At 45.8% G+C, this 16,358-nt stretch carries 16 protein-coding genes; 11 read left to right on the forward strand and 5 right to left on the reverse strand.

All coding sequences use genetic code 11. The features are described 5' to 3' along the window. Positions 1 to 299: 299 nt before the first annotated feature. Positions 300 to 614 carry a Mo-dependent nitrogenase C-terminal domain-containing protein gene (locus IQ263_RS02350; RefSeq protein WP_194010788.1) on the reverse strand — a complete coding sequence of 105 codons (315 nt, stop codon included), beginning with the start codon at positions 612 to 614 and terminating at the stop codon, positions 300 to 302. A gap of 319 nt (positions 615 to 933) precedes the next feature. Between IQ263_RS02350 and IQ263_RS02355 the strand changes: the two genes are divergently transcribed. Both IQ263_RS02355 and IQ263_RS02360 read left to right on the forward strand, forming a co-directional pair. Further along, a complete protein-coding gene (locus IQ263_RS02355) occupies positions 934 to 1,749 on the forward strand; it encodes a cobyrinic acid a,c-diamide synthase (RefSeq protein ID WP_194010787.1) in 816 nt (271 codons plus the stop codon). Positions 1,750 to 1,818: 69 nt separating this feature from the next. Further along, complete coding sequence (locus tag IQ263_RS02360) at positions 1,819 to 2,769, forward strand: VOC family protein (protein WP_339384871.1); 951 nt, start codon at positions 1,819 to 1,821, stop codon at positions 2,767 to 2,769. 128 nt (positions 2,770 to 2,897) lie between these two features. Here IQ263_RS02360 and IQ263_RS02365 read toward each other — a convergent pair whose 3' ends face one another. Beyond that, positions 2,898 to 4,262 (reverse strand): NAD(P)/FAD-dependent oxidoreductase, encoded by a 1,365-nt coding sequence (locus tag IQ263_RS02365; protein ID WP_228049739.1) that lies wholly within the window; start codon positions 4,260 to 4,262, stop codon positions 2,898 to 2,900. A gap of 59 nt (positions 4,263 to 4,321) precedes the next feature. Between IQ263_RS02365 and IQ263_RS28145 the strand changes: the two genes are divergently transcribed. The 9 genes from IQ263_RS28145 (at position 4,322) to IQ263_RS02405 (ending at position 13,837) form a co-directional block, all read left to right on the forward strand. Further along, complete coding sequence (locus tag IQ263_RS28145; RefSeq protein ID WP_228049740.1) at positions 4,322 to 4,462, forward strand: hypothetical protein; 141 nt, start codon at positions 4,322 to 4,324, stop codon at positions 4,460 to 4,462. Between the two features lie 258 nt (positions 4,463 to 4,720). Beyond that, positions 4,721 to 5,533, forward strand: coding sequence for an SDR family oxidoreductase (locus IQ263_RS02370; protein WP_194066001.1), 813 nt, complete (start codon positions 4,721 to 4,723; stop codon positions 5,531 to 5,533). Between the two features lie 39 nt (positions 5,534 to 5,572). Beyond that, positions 5,573 to 8,203 carry an MGH1-like glycoside hydrolase domain-containing protein gene (locus IQ263_RS02375; protein ID WP_194066002.1) on the forward strand — a complete coding sequence of 877 codons (2,631 nt, stop codon included), beginning with the start codon at positions 5,573 to 5,575 and terminating at the stop codon, positions 8,201 to 8,203. 293 nt (positions 8,204 to 8,496) lie between these two features. Next, positions 8,497 to 8,991, forward strand: coding sequence for a DUF2231 domain-containing protein (locus tag IQ263_RS02380; protein WP_194066003.1), 495 nt, complete (start codon positions 8,497 to 8,499; stop codon positions 8,989 to 8,991). After that, a complete protein-coding gene (locus IQ263_RS02385; RefSeq protein ID WP_194066004.1) occupies positions 8,988 to 9,605 on the forward strand; it encodes a DUF2231 domain-containing protein in 618 nt (205 codons plus the stop codon). Before IQ263_RS02380 ends, IQ263_RS02385 begins: the two co-directional genes overlap by 4 nt. Before the next feature lie 62 nt (positions 9,606 to 9,667). After that, complete coding sequence (locus tag IQ263_RS02390; protein ID WP_194066005.1) at positions 9,668 to 10,585, forward strand: cytochrome c oxidase subunit II; 918 nt, start codon at positions 9,668 to 9,670, stop codon at positions 10,583 to 10,585. Between the two features lie 59 nt (positions 10,586 to 10,644). Then, positions 10,645 to 12,318, forward strand: coding sequence for a cytochrome c oxidase subunit I (gene ctaD, locus IQ263_RS02395; RefSeq protein ID WP_194066006.1), 1,674 nt, complete (start codon positions 10,645 to 10,647; stop codon positions 12,316 to 12,318). Between the two features lie 486 nt (positions 12,319 to 12,804). Continuing rightward, a complete protein-coding gene (locus tag IQ263_RS02400; RefSeq protein ID WP_194066007.1) occupies positions 12,805 to 12,948 on the forward strand; it encodes a hypothetical protein in 144 nt (47 codons plus the stop codon). 292 nt (positions 12,949 to 13,240) lie between these two features. Further along, positions 13,241 to 13,837, forward strand: a complete 597-nt coding sequence (locus IQ263_RS02405) for a cytochrome c oxidase subunit 3 (RefSeq protein WP_194066008.1) — start codon at positions 13,241 to 13,243, stop codon at positions 13,835 to 13,837. Positions 13,838 to 13,858: 21 nt separating this feature from the next. Here the strand turns inward: IQ263_RS02405 and IQ263_RS02410 are convergent, their stop codons facing one another. From IQ263_RS02410 to IQ263_RS02420, 3 genes are all read right to left on the reverse strand, one after another. Then, a complete protein-coding gene (locus tag IQ263_RS02410) occupies positions 13,859 to 14,197 on the reverse strand; it encodes a hypothetical protein (RefSeq protein WP_194066009.1) in 339 nt (112 codons plus the stop codon). 99 nt (positions 14,198 to 14,296) lie between these two features. Continuing rightward, positions 14,297 to 15,871 carry a GMC oxidoreductase gene (locus IQ263_RS02415; protein WP_194066010.1) on the reverse strand — a complete coding sequence of 525 codons (1,575 nt, stop codon included), beginning with the start codon at positions 15,869 to 15,871 and terminating at the stop codon, positions 14,297 to 14,299. 45 nt (positions 15,872 to 15,916) lie between these two features. Next, positions 15,917 to 16,339 carry a fasciclin domain-containing protein gene (locus IQ263_RS02420; RefSeq protein ID WP_228049741.1) on the reverse strand — a complete coding sequence of 141 codons (423 nt, stop codon included), beginning with the start codon at positions 16,337 to 16,339 and terminating at the stop codon, positions 15,917 to 15,919. Positions 16,340 to 16,358 lie beyond the last annotated feature (19 nt).

Raw genomic sequence — 16,358 nt, forward strand, 5'->3', positions numbered from 1 at the left:
TCAAAATTAATGCTACACAATAATTTTTATTTTCCACCCTGTGTGTTAGGTGCGCGGCACGCTCGAAACAGCCGATCGCATTTCAAGATTTTTTGAGCGTGTGACGCACCCTAGAACTACTATTGCATAATTAAGATTATTTTTTACTTATCTGCCACGATGAATGCCCGCTCCTATCTAGAGGCATTCACTAATATTATCAAATATAATGGCTTAAATTTGGAATCTCGCAACTAGCAGAGCAATGCACCCGGTAAACAATCGATCTCGACGGGCGATCGAGGTATAACACCCCTCAATCAGCAGTACCGCGTTACATCTTCCCCGCATACGTCAGCCAAAAACGAGAGAGAGCGAAAACGCAACCCCACTAATTCTTCATATACCGGATTGAGTTTGCACATCGGGGGTATGTGGAAAAGATGGTGTCCCCATAGCTGGATATCTCTCTCAAAAGGACACTGTGCGGGTATAAGTTGGCACAACCACCGAGCTACTTGCCGATCGCCCACTGCAATGCCATCCAGCCACCGTCGCGCTGGTTGGACGAGAAACTTGCCAAAACTTAAGTATTGACACCGATTTTTAGGAAAAATACTTGTAGTCGAATTCATGATTGACCTCAGTAGTTATTACCAACAAAAAGCTCTGAATCACTCTTCTCAATCATCAATCAAACCCGCCGTTACGACAGTGACGTGAATAAGTTTTTCCTGTGATACCAAACGCCCTAAAATGTGATATATTAAGTTCATAGTCGTGATTCTAAGTCCGCAAAAATGTGAGACAGATCACTGGGTGCACTCCTTAGGCCGTGTAGCATCACATAGAGCAAAAAAATTATGATATTGTCTAACTCCCTGCATCTGCCTTATCCTACTATTTGCCTGCGAAACATTACCTGCTCAATTTACTAACAGAAGGTTTCAGGCAATGATTCAACAAAATGATAAAAATGCCGACCTTTTTCAACGCCCCCACACAAATACCGTGCTGGAAAAACTCCCTGTAGAAGTTAAAGCTTGGGCCGAAAGTTTACCTTGGAACCAGCGGCGCTACGTCTTGTCCCTTTCTTACATATTGTGCGCCACTACTCCAGACTTGCAAGCAGAATTTTTAGATGACTATACAGCCGACGGCTTAGTCTCAAAAATGTTTGAAGATGTCGATACTCTCCACCGAGTCAAAGAGTATTTAATCAGATTCCAAGTCAAAAAAGAATTGAACGAATCTGATTTGAGAAGCTACATCAAACAATTTTACATCCACTCAGCTCAACAAGCGCGCCGAGAAACCGATCAATATTTAGAATCCGCGCTCCGCTTTGTCTTGAGCACAGAAGAACGCAATAATGTTTTTAACTACATTTTGGGTTTTGAGTTTATTAAAATTGTGTTTCAAATGAGTTGGTTGCAACATGAAAGATTAGCCAGACTGCAAAAAAGTCAGTCGCAGTTTATTGAAAGTTACATCAAGCCGATTCAACACGCCCACAGAATTAATGGCATAATTGTACCGAAAGATGAGAGAATATTTTTTGCCAGACGCACATATTACGTTCAACAGCCCAACATTTCTTACAGAAAACTCATTGAGTTAGTCATGGCCAGTTTTACTACAGAAATGGTGACTCAATGCGGATTTTCCATCAGCCGCCACTCTCAAGCTTTCCAGTTTGACTGCGACTACATTTACGATCCAGAACCGGAAGAAGAAAGATTTCCTACTGACTTGCAATTTATTCATTAGACTGGTTCTATTAATTGTGAATCGGGCATCTTACCCGATCGCGCTTACTGGCTTTTGAGGATTCGTCAAGTGCAGAAAATTAGATCCATTGGATTGACGGTCAAAAATGCCGATCGCTCCCAGGAGTTTTATACCAAAGCACTCTCCTTTGAATTGGTTTCGGATATTACGGTTGAAGGCCAAAATTACAGCGAGATCGAAGGTGTTGATCGGGCAAAAATCCGCATTGTTACTTTGCAGCTTGGAGATGAACAAATTGAGTTGATGGAATATCTGAATGTTGAGGGAAAACCCATTCCCAAAGATTCCCAAAGTAATGACTTGTGGTTTCAACATTTGGCAATTGTAGTCAGTGACATCGATCGCGCCTTTGCACACCTGCGCTCTTTTCCCATTGTCCCCATCTCCACTGCACCCCAAACAATACCGCCGGAAAATCAAGAAGCTGCTGGCGTGCGAGCTTTTAAATTTAAAGATATTGACGGCCACAATTTAGAGCTAATTTGGTTCCCGGAGGACAAAGGACAAGAAAAATGGCATCAAAAGAGCGATCGCTGCTTTTTAGGAATCGATCACAGCGCGATCGCGATTAGCAACACCGAGCAAAGTCTCCACTTTTACCGCGACTTACTGGGAATGCAAATTAAGGGAGGCAGCCTCAACCAAGGCGAAACCCAAGTTCGCCTCGATAATTTGCCACAAGCTAAAGTCAAAATCACCGCACTGCGGCCGATTCAAGGCGGTTTAGGAATTGAACTGTTAGACTATTTAGTTACTCCAAAAGGCCGCCCCATACCGAGGGATTGGAAAAGTTGCGATATTGCTCATATGCAAGTCCAACTAATTGTTAACGATCTCGATCGACTATTGGAAAAGTTGCGACAAAATAAAGTTGAGTTGAGCTCGCCGCAGCTCGTGCAATTTGGAGATAATTCCAGTTTTTCCCGCCAAAGTTGCCTCGTCAAAGATCCTGATGGACACGCAATCTTACTGACATCAATTCCGGTTGAACCGGAATGATGTTAACAGTCAACAGTCAACAGTTAACAGTTAACAGTCAACACTCAACAGTCAATTTACTATTCCGATGAAGAGAGGATTTGATATCAGAAACTAAGCTATTTCAAAAGATTGCTAAATTTTAGCCATTAACTAGCTGTATTGTCTTGGCTATCTCCTAACATTTGCATCAATTTTCGGGCGACGACAACGCCCACTACCGCACCGCCAACCCATTTAACCACATCGGCAGTATGAATCGGGTGCAAGTGGCGATCGAAAATTTCATCTTTCAGCCATTCCTCTGTTACTTTAAAATTATGAACTGGAGTCGGCAATAACTCTAAGTAACTACCTTGGCGGATTAAGTGACCGAGTTCTCCGGTTACTTCAAAGCTATTGTAAATGTTAGCCACACTTTCTTCTATCCCAAGTTTTAGCAGCGTTCCCCGCAGGTTAACTTCCGCAGGTTTTAGCTCATTTCCCAAAGCCAGAGCATTCAAATTGTGAGCGATTGCAGCTCCCTGCTGATAAGCAACTTGAGCGGTGGGAGGTAAAGAATTGCCTTGCACTGCTGCACAATCTCCCCCTGCAAAAACTTCAGGAAAATCTAGCAGTTGCAGTGTAGGGTTCACGAAAGGGCGACCGTGTTTGTCTCGCGATTCATCAGAAATTGCTAAACCTTTAATTAGCGAATTAATGTTAGTTCCTGTCGTCCAAATCACTGTACCTGTTGATAAAGTTTTCGCCTGTCCGTGGCGCTGATATTCTACTTCGTTGGGGCGAATAGCTGTCGCTTTTGCCTCCATAATAAATTCTACTGGTACTGTGCGTTTTTGCAGAGCATTTGTCGCAATTTCGCGCAGGTGACTATTAATATCGTTCTCCAGGATTTGCTCGCCGTGATTCAGTAAAACGACCCGCACTTCCTCTGCATTGCCGCCCATTGCAGCATACCAATTTGGCAGTAAATCGCCTAAGGTACCTGCCATTTCCACCCCGGAAGCTCCCGCACCTATGACGGTGACAGTCAGGAATTTGCGGCGCTTTTGGGCATCTTGAATCTGAAGAGCTTGTTGCAAGCAGTCGCGCAGGTGTTTGTCAATGGCGATCGCATCTTCTCCGGTACGCAGAGGGAACGCATTCTCTTGAGCTCCCTCGACTCCAAAATATCCTGTAACGCTACCTAAAGCCAAAACTAAATTGCTGTAATTGTAAGCATCTCCCGATGTTACTTTGACTTCTCGCTGTTGTAAATCAATCGATTGAACGGCATCTTTAACAAAAATTACACCGCTACCTTTTAGCAATTCCTCATAGCGCGGCCAAACTTCTTCTGCACCCATTTCGCCGCTCAAATATTCGTAAAGTAACGGCTTAAAGCAAAAGCGATCCTCTTTTTCGATCAAAATTACAGAACGGGGATAGTGTTGGTGGCTCAAGTGTAACGCTGTAAATAGTCCAGCAAAGCCGCCACCTACAATTACAGTTTGATAGATTGTGTTGTTCATCATACTGTCTGTTTGTTAAATTTGATAATTTTCTGGATGCACTAATTATACAAAAATGCAGCTTGATTCTAACTAACCTCAACTTAGATCCGGTTCGGTCGATTGCGATCGCCAAAATGATTCGCGCGTGCGTCAGTCAGTGTCCGCTCCCTGTAGACAACCCAACTCCGCACGCGCGATCGAATCTGACTGCGGTTAATTGACAGGACATGATATTAGGGTAATTCTTATTCAAAGGTATCTGCCTTAGGAAAGACATAATTTAAAATTATATATTTCCTAAGGCATAAATAAATTTAAGTGGTAATGGCTAGACGCTATAACTAGCATGAGATTCAATTAAAACAATCTCTTGTATAGACTATTTTTATAACAAATTTGACACAAGTTTGTTATCAATTTGACAAAGAGAGTCTATATAATAAATGTCAAATAAATTTTCAAAATGACGGAGAAAAAATATGAGCTTTTCCCCTGAGCTTCTTAAAGGCCAAAAAGCTCTGGTAACGGGCGGAAGTTCTGGTATCGGCGAAGCGATCGCCCGTGCTTTAGCAGCAGCAGGTGCATCTGTTGCAGTCAATTACCACTCGGAAGCTGAAGACGCGCAGAAAATTGTCGAGGATATCAAAGCCGGGGGTGCAGAAGCGATCGCCATTGGTGCCGACGTCAGCAAAGAAGACGAAGTTAAGGCTATGTTCCGTCAGGCGATCGAGGAATTTGGTACCATCGACATCCTGGTTAATAACGCAGGTCTGCAAAAAGATTCGCCCTTGGTAGACATGACACTCGACCACTGGAACCTAGTCATTGGAATCAACCTAACCGGACAGTTTTTGTGTGCTCGCGAAGCTGCCAAAGAATTTATGCGGCGGGGCGTACAGCCTCATATTTCTGCGGCTGCGGGCAAAATTATTTGCATGAGTTCAGTACATGAGGTAATTCCTTGGGCGGGTCACGTCAACTATGCTGCTAGTAAAGGCGGTATAAATATGATGATGCGGAGTATTGCCCAAGAACTTGCACCCCATAGAATTCGAGTTAATAGTATTGCGCCAGGGGCAATCAAAACCCCCATCAATACATCAGCATGGAATACACCAGAAGCGGAAGCAAAATTGTTAAAACTTATTCCTTACAATAGAGTGGGAGAAGTAGAAGATATTGCTAAAATGGCTGTTTGGCTCGCTTCTGATGACTCGGATTATGTCTGCGGTGCAACGATGTTTGTGGATGGTGGCATGACGTTGTATCCAGGGTTTGCTGCGGGCGGATAATCGAGATTATGCAATCAGAAATATTCTCGGATAACTGCAATGGATGCTGAACAGAAACGAATTCAAGAAAATGCTGAAATGAAAGCGCACTGGAACCGCTGGGGTTCTTATTTAAGCGATCGCCAGTGGGGAACAGTCCGCGAAGATTATTCGCCAAACGGTGAGGCTTGGGAGTATTTCCCTCACGATGCTGCGCGATCGCGCGCCTACCGTTGGGGTGAAGATGGATTAGGGGGATTTTGCGATCGCCACGGTCAACTATGCTTCGCCCTAGCAATGTGGAACGGCCGAGATCCGATTTTGAAAGAGCGTTTATTTGGACTTACCAACCGTCAAGGAAATCACGGAGAAGATGTCAAAGAATACTACTTTTATTTAGACAATACCCCAACTCATTCTTATATGCGGTGGCTGTACAAATATCCGCAGCAGGAATATCCCTATACCTTGTTGGTTGAGGAAAATGCCAAGCGCGACAAATGTCAGCCAGAATATGAGTTGATGGATACGGGAATTTTTGAGGGCGATCGCTATTTCGACATCGTTGCTGAATACGCCAAAGCATCCCCAGAAGATATTTGTATTCGGATCAGCGCAACTAACCGAGGTTCAGAAACAGCAACCCTTGACTTATTGCCTACTTTATGGTTTCGCAATACTTGGTCTTGGACGGACAGCAAAAAATCAGCGTATGTGGCTCGATCGGGCGATGGAGTTATCAAAACTAACCATCCAAAATATGGCGATCGCTGGCTATTTTGTCAAGACAATCCTCCCCTGCTATTTACTGAAAATGAAACCAACCTACAGCGCCTGTACGGGACAGCTAATACCTCACCTTATGTTAAAGATGCTTTCCACGAATTAATCGTTCACAATCGCCAAGAAGCTGTCAATCCCGCTCAAATCGGTACTAAAGCCGCCGCCCACTATCACCGGGAAATTGAGCCAGGAGAAACAGCAGTTATTAAACTCAGATTTACTGATGTTTATACCGACAATGCTTTTAGCCAAGAGTTTGCAGACACCTTCATTCAAAGGCAAAAAGAAGCCGATGAATTTTACGAATCGCTAACTCCAAATCTTGAGGAAGATGTCCGCAACGTACAGCGTCAAGCCTTTGCTGGCTTATTGTGGACTAAACAGTTTTACGCCTACGATGTTCGCACTTGGTTGCAAGGCGATCCCGCAGAAGCAATACCACCGGCGCAGCGTTTAAATGGTCGCAATGCTGACTGGCGAAATTTCTATGCAGAAGAAGTCATTTCCATGCCAGATACATGGGAATATCCTTGGTTTGCAGCTTGGGATTTGGCATTTCACTGCATTCCGATCGCCTTAATCGATGCTGACTTTGCCAAGCGGCAATTGCTACAGCTAACTCGCGAGTGGTATATGCACCCAAACGGTCAAATTCCCGCCTATGAATGGGCGTTTGGAGATGTCAACCCGCCCGTGCAAGCTTGGGCGGCCTGGCGAGTTTATAAAATTGAAGAAAAGCGAGTAGGTAAAGGCGATCGGGACTTCCTAGAACGGATGTTTCACAGAATGCTGCTCAACTTTATTTGGTGGGTAAACCGCAAAGATCCTCAAGGTGCAAATTTGTTTCAAGGCGGCTTTTTAGGGTTAGATAATATTGGGGTATTTGACCGCAGCAAACCATTACCAACTGGCGGCTATTTGGAACAAGCAGACGGCACGGCATGGATGGGAATGTTTGCGCTAAATATGTTAGCAATTTCCTTAGAACTTGCCCGCGAAGATCGAGTGTACGCGGACATGGCGCTTAAATTTTTTGAACACTTCCTTCACATAGCCGATGCTGTTAACCATGTCGGTTCCCAAAAAATCGGTTTGTGGGACGATGAAGACGGCTTTTATTACGATGCTCTGTCTCAGGCTAACGGTGAATGTTGCTTGCTCAAAGTGCGCTCAATGGTGGGGATGACGCTACTATTTGCCGTCGATACTTTGGAAACTGAATTATTAGAAACAGTGCCGGGTTTCCAAGAGCAAATGGATTGGTTTCTCAAGAACCGCCCAGAACTAGCAAAGAATATTGCCAGTATGGAAATTCCCGGAGTCGGTGAGCGCAGGCTGCTTTCAATTACCACCGCCGAAAAATTGCAGCGCGTCCTCAAAAAGCTGCTCGATGAAAATGAATTTCTTTCGCCCTACGGCATTCGCTCCCTCTCTCGCTATCATTTAGAACATCCGTTTATCTTTGAGTGGGATGGCATTAAATATCAGGTAGACTATGAGCCTGCTGAGTCTACAACTGATCAATTTGGTGGGAACTCAAACTGGCGCGGCCCGATTTGGTTTCCGTTAAATTTCTTATTAATTGAATCGTTGCAAAAATATTACCATTATTTCGGCGATGACTTCCAAGTAGAATTTCCTACTGGCTCTGAAGTTATGATGAATTTATGGGAAGTTGCCTTGCAATTAGAGCAGCGGCTAAATAGCATTTTTATCATAGGTAAAGATGGTAAAAGACCAGTCTATGGCGGTTTAGAAAAGTTTCAAAACGATCCTCACTGGCACGATTTGATTTTGTTTCACGAATACTTTCACGGTGACAACGGTGCAGGATTGGGCGCGTCTCACCAGACGGGATGGACTGCTGTGGTGGCGAAACTGATCCAGCAAGTGAGCGACAAACCATGAAACTGACAATGTTTTGTTTAAATCGATGTTTAGATATGAAATTGGCAATTTTCAGCAAACCGCATTGCCCTCTAACCATAAAGACAAGATTGGTTTGTAGTGAGGACTTTAGCCCGCAATTATAAGAACTAAATTCCTCACTACGAACCTGTGAATTGTTGATACTTGGTAATTGATTGGATATGATATAGCCTTTCTTAAAAAAGTGAGGTATGCCCTATGCCCTATGCCCGACAGTACCTCATCTTTCTGAGAAAGGCTATATAATTTATTGATGCCGTAAGGACAAAGCAATGCCTGCTCTACCTCTCAATAGCGAAAATCTACCTTATCCCGATCCGCTCCATCCGATTCTTGTCCACTTTGTAATTGCGATGGTAATTTTCTCATTTTTCTGCGACCTTGTTGGATATTTTACTCGCAATCACCGCTTGTTTGAGGTGAGTTTCTGGAACTTGTTTGTGGCGACAGTTTCCATATTCCTAGCTGTGATGTTCGGTCAGTTTGAAGCTGGTTTGGCGCAACCTTACGAGGTGGTTAAACCGGTACTAGATTTGCACACGATTACGGGATGGTCACTGGCGGCAATTCTGGCGGGAATTATGGGTTGGCGCTTTGTAATTCGCAGGCGCAGTCCCTTGAAAGTACCGCCGGCTTATCTGGGGGCGACAACTTTTTTGAGTTGTTTGGTTTTATTTCAAACATATCTGGGAACTCGGCTGGTTTGGGTTTACGGGTTGCACGTAGAGCCGATCGTTGAAGCGACGAAAAGAGGGATTTTGCAATGAATTCGCAACTCGTGCAGCAACTTACCGATCAATTGGGGTTCAAGCTAGGTGCAAATAGACTGCCCTACGAAGTGCCAATTCATCCGAATTTGGTGCATTTTACCCTGGGTTTGTTTATAATTGCCATCTTGTTTGATATAGCAGGAAATCTTTTTCCCTTAGAAAGACCGATTTTGAAATTTTTGGCTGTCCCTGCGCTGCGATCGGGCTTTTATGATGTGGGCTGGTACAATTTGGTCGCAAGTGCGATCGTCACATTTTTTACTGTCGCAGCCGGATTTTTCGAGATTATGCTCGCAGATCCCCCTGCGAATGTCAAGAGTGCGTGGGGGTTGGGTGCAGCGCCGACGATGGTATTGCACGGTTTAGGCGGAGTTTTGCTCTTGGGGGCGATCGTTGCCCTGACCGTGTGGAGGGGGTTTCAGCGCTACCGCTGGCGCAAAGACGCCAGCAGACAAGTGCAGTGGAGCTATTTGCTAGCAGGCGTTGTCATGCTGGGTTTACTATTCGTTCACGGGACGCTCGGAGCACACATGGGAGACCAGTTTGGGATTCACAATACGGCTGCGGGTTTGCTCCGACAGGGATTAAATCCTAGTTCTGCCCTCCAGTAAATAGGTAAATAAATTAAGAGTTTCGACTTAGAATACGCATCTTTTCAAGCAGCAGGAATTTTATGAAAGTTTTCATGAGCTTGCTATTGGCGATCGCGATCGCCTTAGATATGATAGCCAGCCACTGGGTAGGACAGCAGGCCTATTCTTGGATGCCCAGTCAGGGAACCGCAGAAGCCCAACAAGTTGACAATCTGTTTAGCTTCTTGGTGTCTATCGGAACGTTTATTTTTATCGGAATTGCTGCCATTATCCTCTATTCTATCCTCACTTCCCGCGCACCGAAAGGAGACTTCAGCCACGGTCATCCTGCGAGGGGAAATTGGAAAATCGAGGTTCTTTGGGTAGTTGTTCCGGTGTTGTTAGTGATGTGGGTTGCGGCTCAAAGCTACATGATTTATCAAAAAATCAACATCCAAGGTTTGACACCGATCGCCCACTTGCACCTGCCTCTAGAAGAACCTGTTTATGCCGCCGAAAAACCTACGGAAAACAACAACAATTCTAAATTAGTTTCTGAAGAAATTGAGGTAATTGCTAAACAGTGGTCTTGGTCTTTCCGCTATCCGCGCCAGAATGTTACCAGTACAGAATTGCACCTACCAGTCAATCAAAACGTGCGGCTGACATTGCAATCGCTGGATGTTATTCACGGTTTCTACGTTCCTGAATTCCGCATCAAGCAAGATATCATTCCCAACCGCAGTATTAATTTTGTGTTTGCGCCGATCCGAGAAGGCAAATATCGGTTGAGAGATTCTCAATTCAGCGGCACTTACTTTGCCCTGATGGATGCGGATGTGTACGTTGAATCCCCCGCAGCTTACGATCGCTGGCTGACCCAAGCTGCGACACAATCGCCAACTCCTGCAAAGAATCAGGCGGTTTCCGAATACAAAAAGCAAGTGCAGAAAACCAGAAGCAGCTTCTGGCCCACTGTGACACCGGCTCCGCCTCCTGTGGTAAATCATCCCAACTGATCGAACTATTCGGCAAAAAAACAGAATTTGCTCTCGATTAATAACTAAGTAACTGAAAAATGACAAATAACTCGATGGAAAACATAGCCAACGGTGGCGATCGTGAAAGCGATCTCCGCGAAAATCCGATTCCTTGGCGGCGCTACATCAGCTTCAGCAAAGATCACAAAGTTATCGGCATTCAGTACCTAATTACTGCTTTTATCTTCTTTTTAATCGCGGGTTTATTCTCGATGATTATGCGCGCCGAACTGATCTCTCCAGCATTAAATCTAGTCGATCGCCCGCTGTACAATGGCCTGTTCACCATGCACGGGACAATAATGATCTTCCTGTGGGTTTTCCCCTGCATGGTGGGTCTAGGCAACTACCTGGTACCGCTGGCGATCGGGGCGCGGGACATGGCGTTTCCCCTCCTCAATGCCATCTCCTTCTGGATAATTCCCCCCGCAGGCATCCTGCTGATTTCCAGCTTCTTGCTCCCCAGCGGCACCGCCCAGGCTGGCTGGTGGTCTTACCCGCCGGTCAGCATCCAAAACCCGTCAGGCGATTTAATCAACGGCCAACTGATCTGGCTGGTGAGTGTGGCGCTGCTGGGCATCTCGTCGATTATGGGGGGAGTTAACTTCGTAACGACGATCGTCAGAATGCGAGCACCGGGCATGACTTGGTTCCGAATGCCAATCTTTGTGTGGACGGTTTTGAGCGCCCAGTTGCTGCAACTGTTTTGCCTGCCAGCCCTGACAGCGGCTGCGGTGCTGATGTTGTTCGATTTAGCCTTGGGGACAACCTTTTTCGATCCTTTTAACGAAGGTAGCCCGATTCTCTACCAGCACTTATTCTGGTTTTACTCGCACCCTGCAGTTTACGTAATGGCGCTGCCGGCCTTCGGTATTTTCTCGGAGATTTTGCCTGCTTTTTCCCGCAACCCTTTGTTTGGCTATAAATCCGTAGCGGTTGCATCCTTTGCAATTTCTCTACTCAGCATCTTCGTTTGGGTACACCATATGTTCGCCAGCGGCACTCCCGGCTGGATGCGGATGCTGTTCATGTTCTCCACCATGTTAGTCGCCGTGCCGACTGGCGTTAAGGTATTCGCTTGGACTGCTACCGTTTGGGGCGGAAAGCTGCACCTACAAACGCCGATGCTGTTTGCCTTGGGTGGCGTAGTCATGTTTCTGTTCGGCGGCATCACGGGCGTTATGCTGGGGGCAGTGCCTTTTAATCTGCACGTAAATAATACTTATTTTATAGTCGGCCACTTCCACTACATTGTGTTCAACACCATCACAATTGCGATTTTTGGAGCAATTTACTACTGGTTTCCCAAGATGACTGGGCGGATGTACGCCGAGGGCTGGGGCAAAATCCACTTCTGGCTAACTTTTATCGGGGCTAATCTGACTTTCTTTCCGATGCACCCGTTGGGCTTGCAAGGGATGGTGCGCCGGGTTGCTTCCTACGATCCGCAATACCAAGGGTTGAACGTCATTGCCAGTTTGGGGGGATTTCTGCTGGGGGTATCGACGCTGCCTTTTATCGTCAATATGGTGGTTTCCGCGCTGCAGGGCCCGAAAGCAACGGACAATCCTTGGCACGCTACGGGGTTGGAGTGGACTGTTTCTTCGCCGCCGCCTGTTGAGAATTTTGCCCAGATTCCGATTGTGACTTTGCCGCCCTACCACTATGTCGATTCTCCCGATCCGATTACCCAGGCTTCTGCTCAAGATTGACACTCTCCGGCGTGAACGCACGGAGATTCTTAAGAAGCTTTGACACTCTTAAAGGCGCTGTCAAGACACCTCTAGACGTTCAAAACAACTACCTTTTGGTGTTGCAATTACGCTTACTTTTTGCTTTATGCTTTCGTTCGCACTTTTCAACACTCTTGCCAGTTCGGTACGCTCTCCATCCTGCGCTGCTTGGCTGTACCATAGTCTTTCTCAAACAAAAATGTTGAGGGTGTCTTACTGCCCGGAATCTCACCGTTCTAGGAATGGTTTAACACGTAGTTGATACGCCTACTTGTTCCGCATTGTTAAAATTATAACACAGATTACTCGCAGCCTAAAGGCTGCAACTGCGTTTCATCCCCGGCTTATTGACCGGGGTTCTCACGCGACGCGCTATAGCTGCAATTTCAACCGCTGATTTCAGGCGGATCAACACAGATTATAGGCTTTCAAGCTCTCATAGGAGCTGCTGTCGGGCATTGGGCATTGGGCATTGGGAATTGGGAATTGGGAATTGGGCGGAGCGAAGCGGAGGGATTGGGCATTGGGGATAGGGCATTGGGCATTGGGCATTGGGCATACCTCACCACGCGATCGAACCGCCATAACGCAGATATTTTCAATAATTGAGATCGATCGAATGCTAGAGGTATGTTCTTCCTGATGACCAATAACCAATAACCAATAACCAATAACCAATCACCAATAACCAATAACCAATCACCAATCACCAATCACCAATCACCAATCACCAATCACCAATCACCAATCACCAATAACTAATAACTAATAACTAATAACTAATAACTAATAACTAATGACCAATGACTAATGACTAATGACTAATGACTAATGACTAATGACTAATGACCAATGACTAATGACTAATGACTAATGACCAATAACCAATAACCAATAACTTATGGCAAATCCTACGCATTCAGGGCGATCGCCCCAAGAAACCAACGAAAATTCTCAAGATCGCAAAAAGCGGATGTTTGGCTTTACCGCATTCTTGCTTTCCGAGAGTATGGTCTTCCTCAGTTTTTTCGCCGCCTACATCATCTTGCGGCAGACAACTCCCAACTGGATCCCTCCTGGTATCCCGAAATTAGAGGTGCTTAAACCTGCGATTAACACGGCGGTACTGGTTTCGAGCAGTTTTGTCATTTACTTTGCCGAACAAGCCCTCGATCGCCGGAAACTGGGTTTATTTCGCTTGCTGTGGCTGGCGGCATCCTTGATGGGAACTTACTTTTTAGTTAATCAGGCGATCGAGTGGAACAACCTATCTTTTGGGCTGACTACAGGGTTGTTCGGCGCGACATTTTATCTGCTGACAGGGTTTCACGGTTTGCACGTTTTTGTCGGGATTATCTTGCAGCTAATTATGCTTGTCCGTTCTTTCCTTCCGGGGAACTACAACGGCGGCCACTTCGGCGTGAGTGCGGCTTCTTTGTTTTGGCACTTTGTTGATGCGATCTGGATTGTTTTGTTCTCGCTGGTTTATCTGTGGTAGTTCTATTTCTTTGCCAAAACCCTACCCTTGCGGTTTTGATAGTGCTTGTAATTCTTCCCAAGTGTAATGTTTGGGCAATTCAACTGGCTTAGCATTAGCGCCTAAACCCAACCCGATCGCCGGCTCAATTTCGGCGATCGCCTCTGAAGCAACATCAGCCACTGCATTGCCGGCAATTCCGCCCGCGATCGCCCCTGCGATGCTACCAATGGCCGCACCAACCTTTCCGCCAACAGAATTACCAATGGCCGCACCAGCTACACCGCCGCCGACTGCGCCCAATCCTGTGGCGATCGGGTGAGACTCGGATGTTTCTGATTGCTCTTTATCGTTTTCATTCGGCTGTTTAACATCATTCATTGCCATTATTTCCTCACAAATTTTGCGGGTTTTCAATTTTTTCTTAATTGGTTCGTAGTGAGGACTTTAGTCCTTTCTTTCTCAAGGGATAAAATGAGTTTATTTTAACCGCTCAGCGATGCGATCGCCAACCCGCAGCGCATTTGCCATAATCGTCAGCGTCGGGTTAACCCCCGAATTTGACGCGAAAAAACTGCCATCCACAACATAGAGATTCTCAACATCGTGGGTGCGGCAATTCACGTCAAGCACTGAAGTTTTGGAGTCTGTACCAAACCTACAAGTGCCGCATTGATGACCAACTGATTGTACCGGCATCTCGGCGCGAGGATACAGGCTAAAAGGAATGACGTGCTTGGCCGAACGGTGGAGGGATTTGACTACAGATGTCCAGCGGTGAATTAGCCGATCGCCCGCTTCGGTATTGTTCGGCGTATAATCCAAGTAAATTCGATCGCCCTCCACCCGAACGCGATTGTTTGAATCTGGCAAATCTTCTGTTTGCAACCACCAACCAACCGATCGCTCAGCAATCAAATGCCGCTCGTATTTAGGAATCAATTTTACCAGCGGAGCCATCAGCGCCGGAGCCTCAGCCGGCAGCATATCAGCTAACACATTGCCCGTATTTTGTACCATACCCATTGGATAAGGAAAATCCGGCTCTCCCCAATAATAATCATTGACAGCAATAGTTTTTTGAAAGTTAGCTGCATTCACATCTAAGTGCATAGCAACTAAAGCAGTCGCCAGGTGTTTCATTAAATTTCTGCCCACCTGATCTGAACTATTTGCTAATCCATTGGCGTGCTGCTCGTTAGCAGATTGCAACAACAAAACAGCCGAATTAATCGCACCGCAGGAAACCACCACAATATCGCCTGTAAATTGCTGTCGTTTCCCTAAAATTTCGGTTTCTACCCCCGTCACTTCTCGCCCGGATTTGCTGGTATGCAGCCTCAAGACTTTGGCATTAGTTATTAGGGTGAAATTAGCATATTTTTCGCGGGTTGGACGAATCGCATTCACCTCCGCATCGGCTTTCGCACCTACTAAACAAGGATAGCCGTCAAAAGTATCGCAGCGAATGCAAGGGCTGTTTGTGCGATCGGCTTCATTCAGCTTTAATCCTAAAGGTAAATGAAACGGATTGTAACCGAGCGATCGAATATCGTCCGCGAGCACCTGCATATCAGGTTCGTGGCTCACAGGAGGATAAGCATAAGGTTCGCTGCAGGGCGGTTCAGTCGGATCGGTTCCCCGCTCTCCATGAACGTCATAGAGTGCTTCAGCTTGCGTGTAATACGGCTCAAAATCTGCGTATTTGAGCGGCCACTCTGGAGAAAATCCTTGTTTGTGAATTACGCGATCGAAATCTCGTTCCCGCAGCCGTAAAAGAGCCGCACCATAAACTTTTGTATTGCCGCCAACCCAATAGCCCGTCTGGGGTCGAAACTCCTTTTCTTCCCTGTCGTACCAGCACTCATCCGTATGATAGCGCTCTTTTTGATAAACTTCCAGCGCGCTCCAATTTGCTTTTTCCCTGGGTAAAAAGTCGCCTCTTTCTAGCACCAAAATCCTTTTACCAGTCGGTGCGAGACGGTGAGCAAGCGTACCTCCGCCCGCTCCCGTGCCAATAATAATGATATCGTAGTGGTTCGCCGAATTTACCATTGCCTAATCTTTTCTTAATTGTGCTGGTTTGGGAATAATGTTCCCTTAACTCACTGATTCAATCTTACCCAGAAATTCAGGAATCACAACTGTATCGATAATGTGAATTACACCGTTATCTGCTTCCACATCTGGCTTGACTACCTTAGCATTGTTTACCTTAACTCCATTAGCAGTATCAATCTTGAGAGTTGAACCTTCGGAGGTGGTGGCTGAATTAGTTTTGCCAATTTCTGCTGCCGCGATTTTCCGCTCGCGAATCACATGATAGGTTAAAACTTTCATCAAATCCCGGATATATTTTAGCAAAGCTTTTACAGTTCCCGACGGCAGTTTAGAAAACGCTAAATCAGTTAGTTCCAACACGGCAAAAAAGCCTTCTGTTTTTAAACCTTCTACCAAGCTAGCAGCATTTAGAGCTGTTATTAAATTACTCCAAAAAACCGCATTAATTGCAGTATTTACCATAAATATCAGATCTCGATCT

It is taken from the genome of Tychonema sp. LEGE 06208 (assembly GCF_015207505.1).
In the GTDB taxonomy this organism is placed as follows: domain Bacteria; phylum Cyanobacteriota; class Cyanobacteriia; order Cyanobacteriales; family Microcoleaceae; genus Microcoleus.

Bases quoted from the DNA above. Each gene is read 5' to 3' on its own strand.
- IQ263_RS02410 (WP_194066009.1), bottom strand. From the start codon at position 14,197: ATGAATGATGTTAAACAGCCGAATGAAAACGATAAAGAGCAATCAGAA.
- IQ263_RS02350 (WP_194010788.1), bottom strand. From the start codon at position 614: ATGAATTCGACTACAAGTATTTTTCCTAAAAATCGGTGTCAATACTTA.
- IQ263_RS02415 (WP_194066010.1), bottom strand. From the start codon at position 15,871: ATGGTAAATTCGGCGAACCACTACGATATCATTATTATTGGCACGGGA.
- ctaD (WP_194066006.1), top strand. From the start codon at position 10,645: ATGACAAATAACTCGATGGAAAACATAGCCAACGGTGGCGATCGTGAA.
- IQ263_RS02405 (WP_194066008.1), top strand. From the start codon at position 13,241: ATGGCAAATCCTACGCATTCAGGGCGATCGCCCCAAGAAACCAACGAA.
- IQ263_RS02365 (WP_228049739.1), bottom strand. From the start codon at position 4,262: ATGATGAACAACACAATCTATCAAACTGTAATTGTAGGTGGCGGCTTT.
- IQ263_RS02375 (WP_194066002.1), top strand. From the start codon at position 5,573: ATGGATGCTGAACAGAAACGAATTCAAGAAAATGCTGAAATGAAAGCG.
- IQ263_RS02355 (WP_194010787.1), top strand. From the start codon at position 934: ATGATTCAACAAAATGATAAAAATGCCGACCTTTTTCAACGCCCCCAC.
- IQ263_RS02390 (WP_194066005.1), top strand. From the start codon at position 9,668: ATGAAAGTTTTCATGAGCTTGCTATTGGCGATCGCGATCGCCTTAGAT.
- IQ263_RS02380 (WP_194066003.1), top strand. From the start codon at position 8,497: ATGCCTGCTCTACCTCTCAATAGCGAAAATCTACCTTATCCCGATCCG.
- IQ263_RS02385 (WP_194066004.1), top strand. From the start codon at position 8,988: ATGAATTCGCAACTCGTGCAGCAACTTACCGATCAATTGGGGTTCAAG.
- IQ263_RS02370 (WP_194066001.1), top strand. From the start codon at position 4,721: ATGAGCTTTTCCCCTGAGCTTCTTAAAGGCCAAAAAGCTCTGGTAACG.
- IQ263_RS02420 (WP_228049741.1), bottom strand. From the start codon at position 16,339: ATGGTAAATACTGCAATTAATGCGGTTTTTTGGAGTAATTTAATAACA.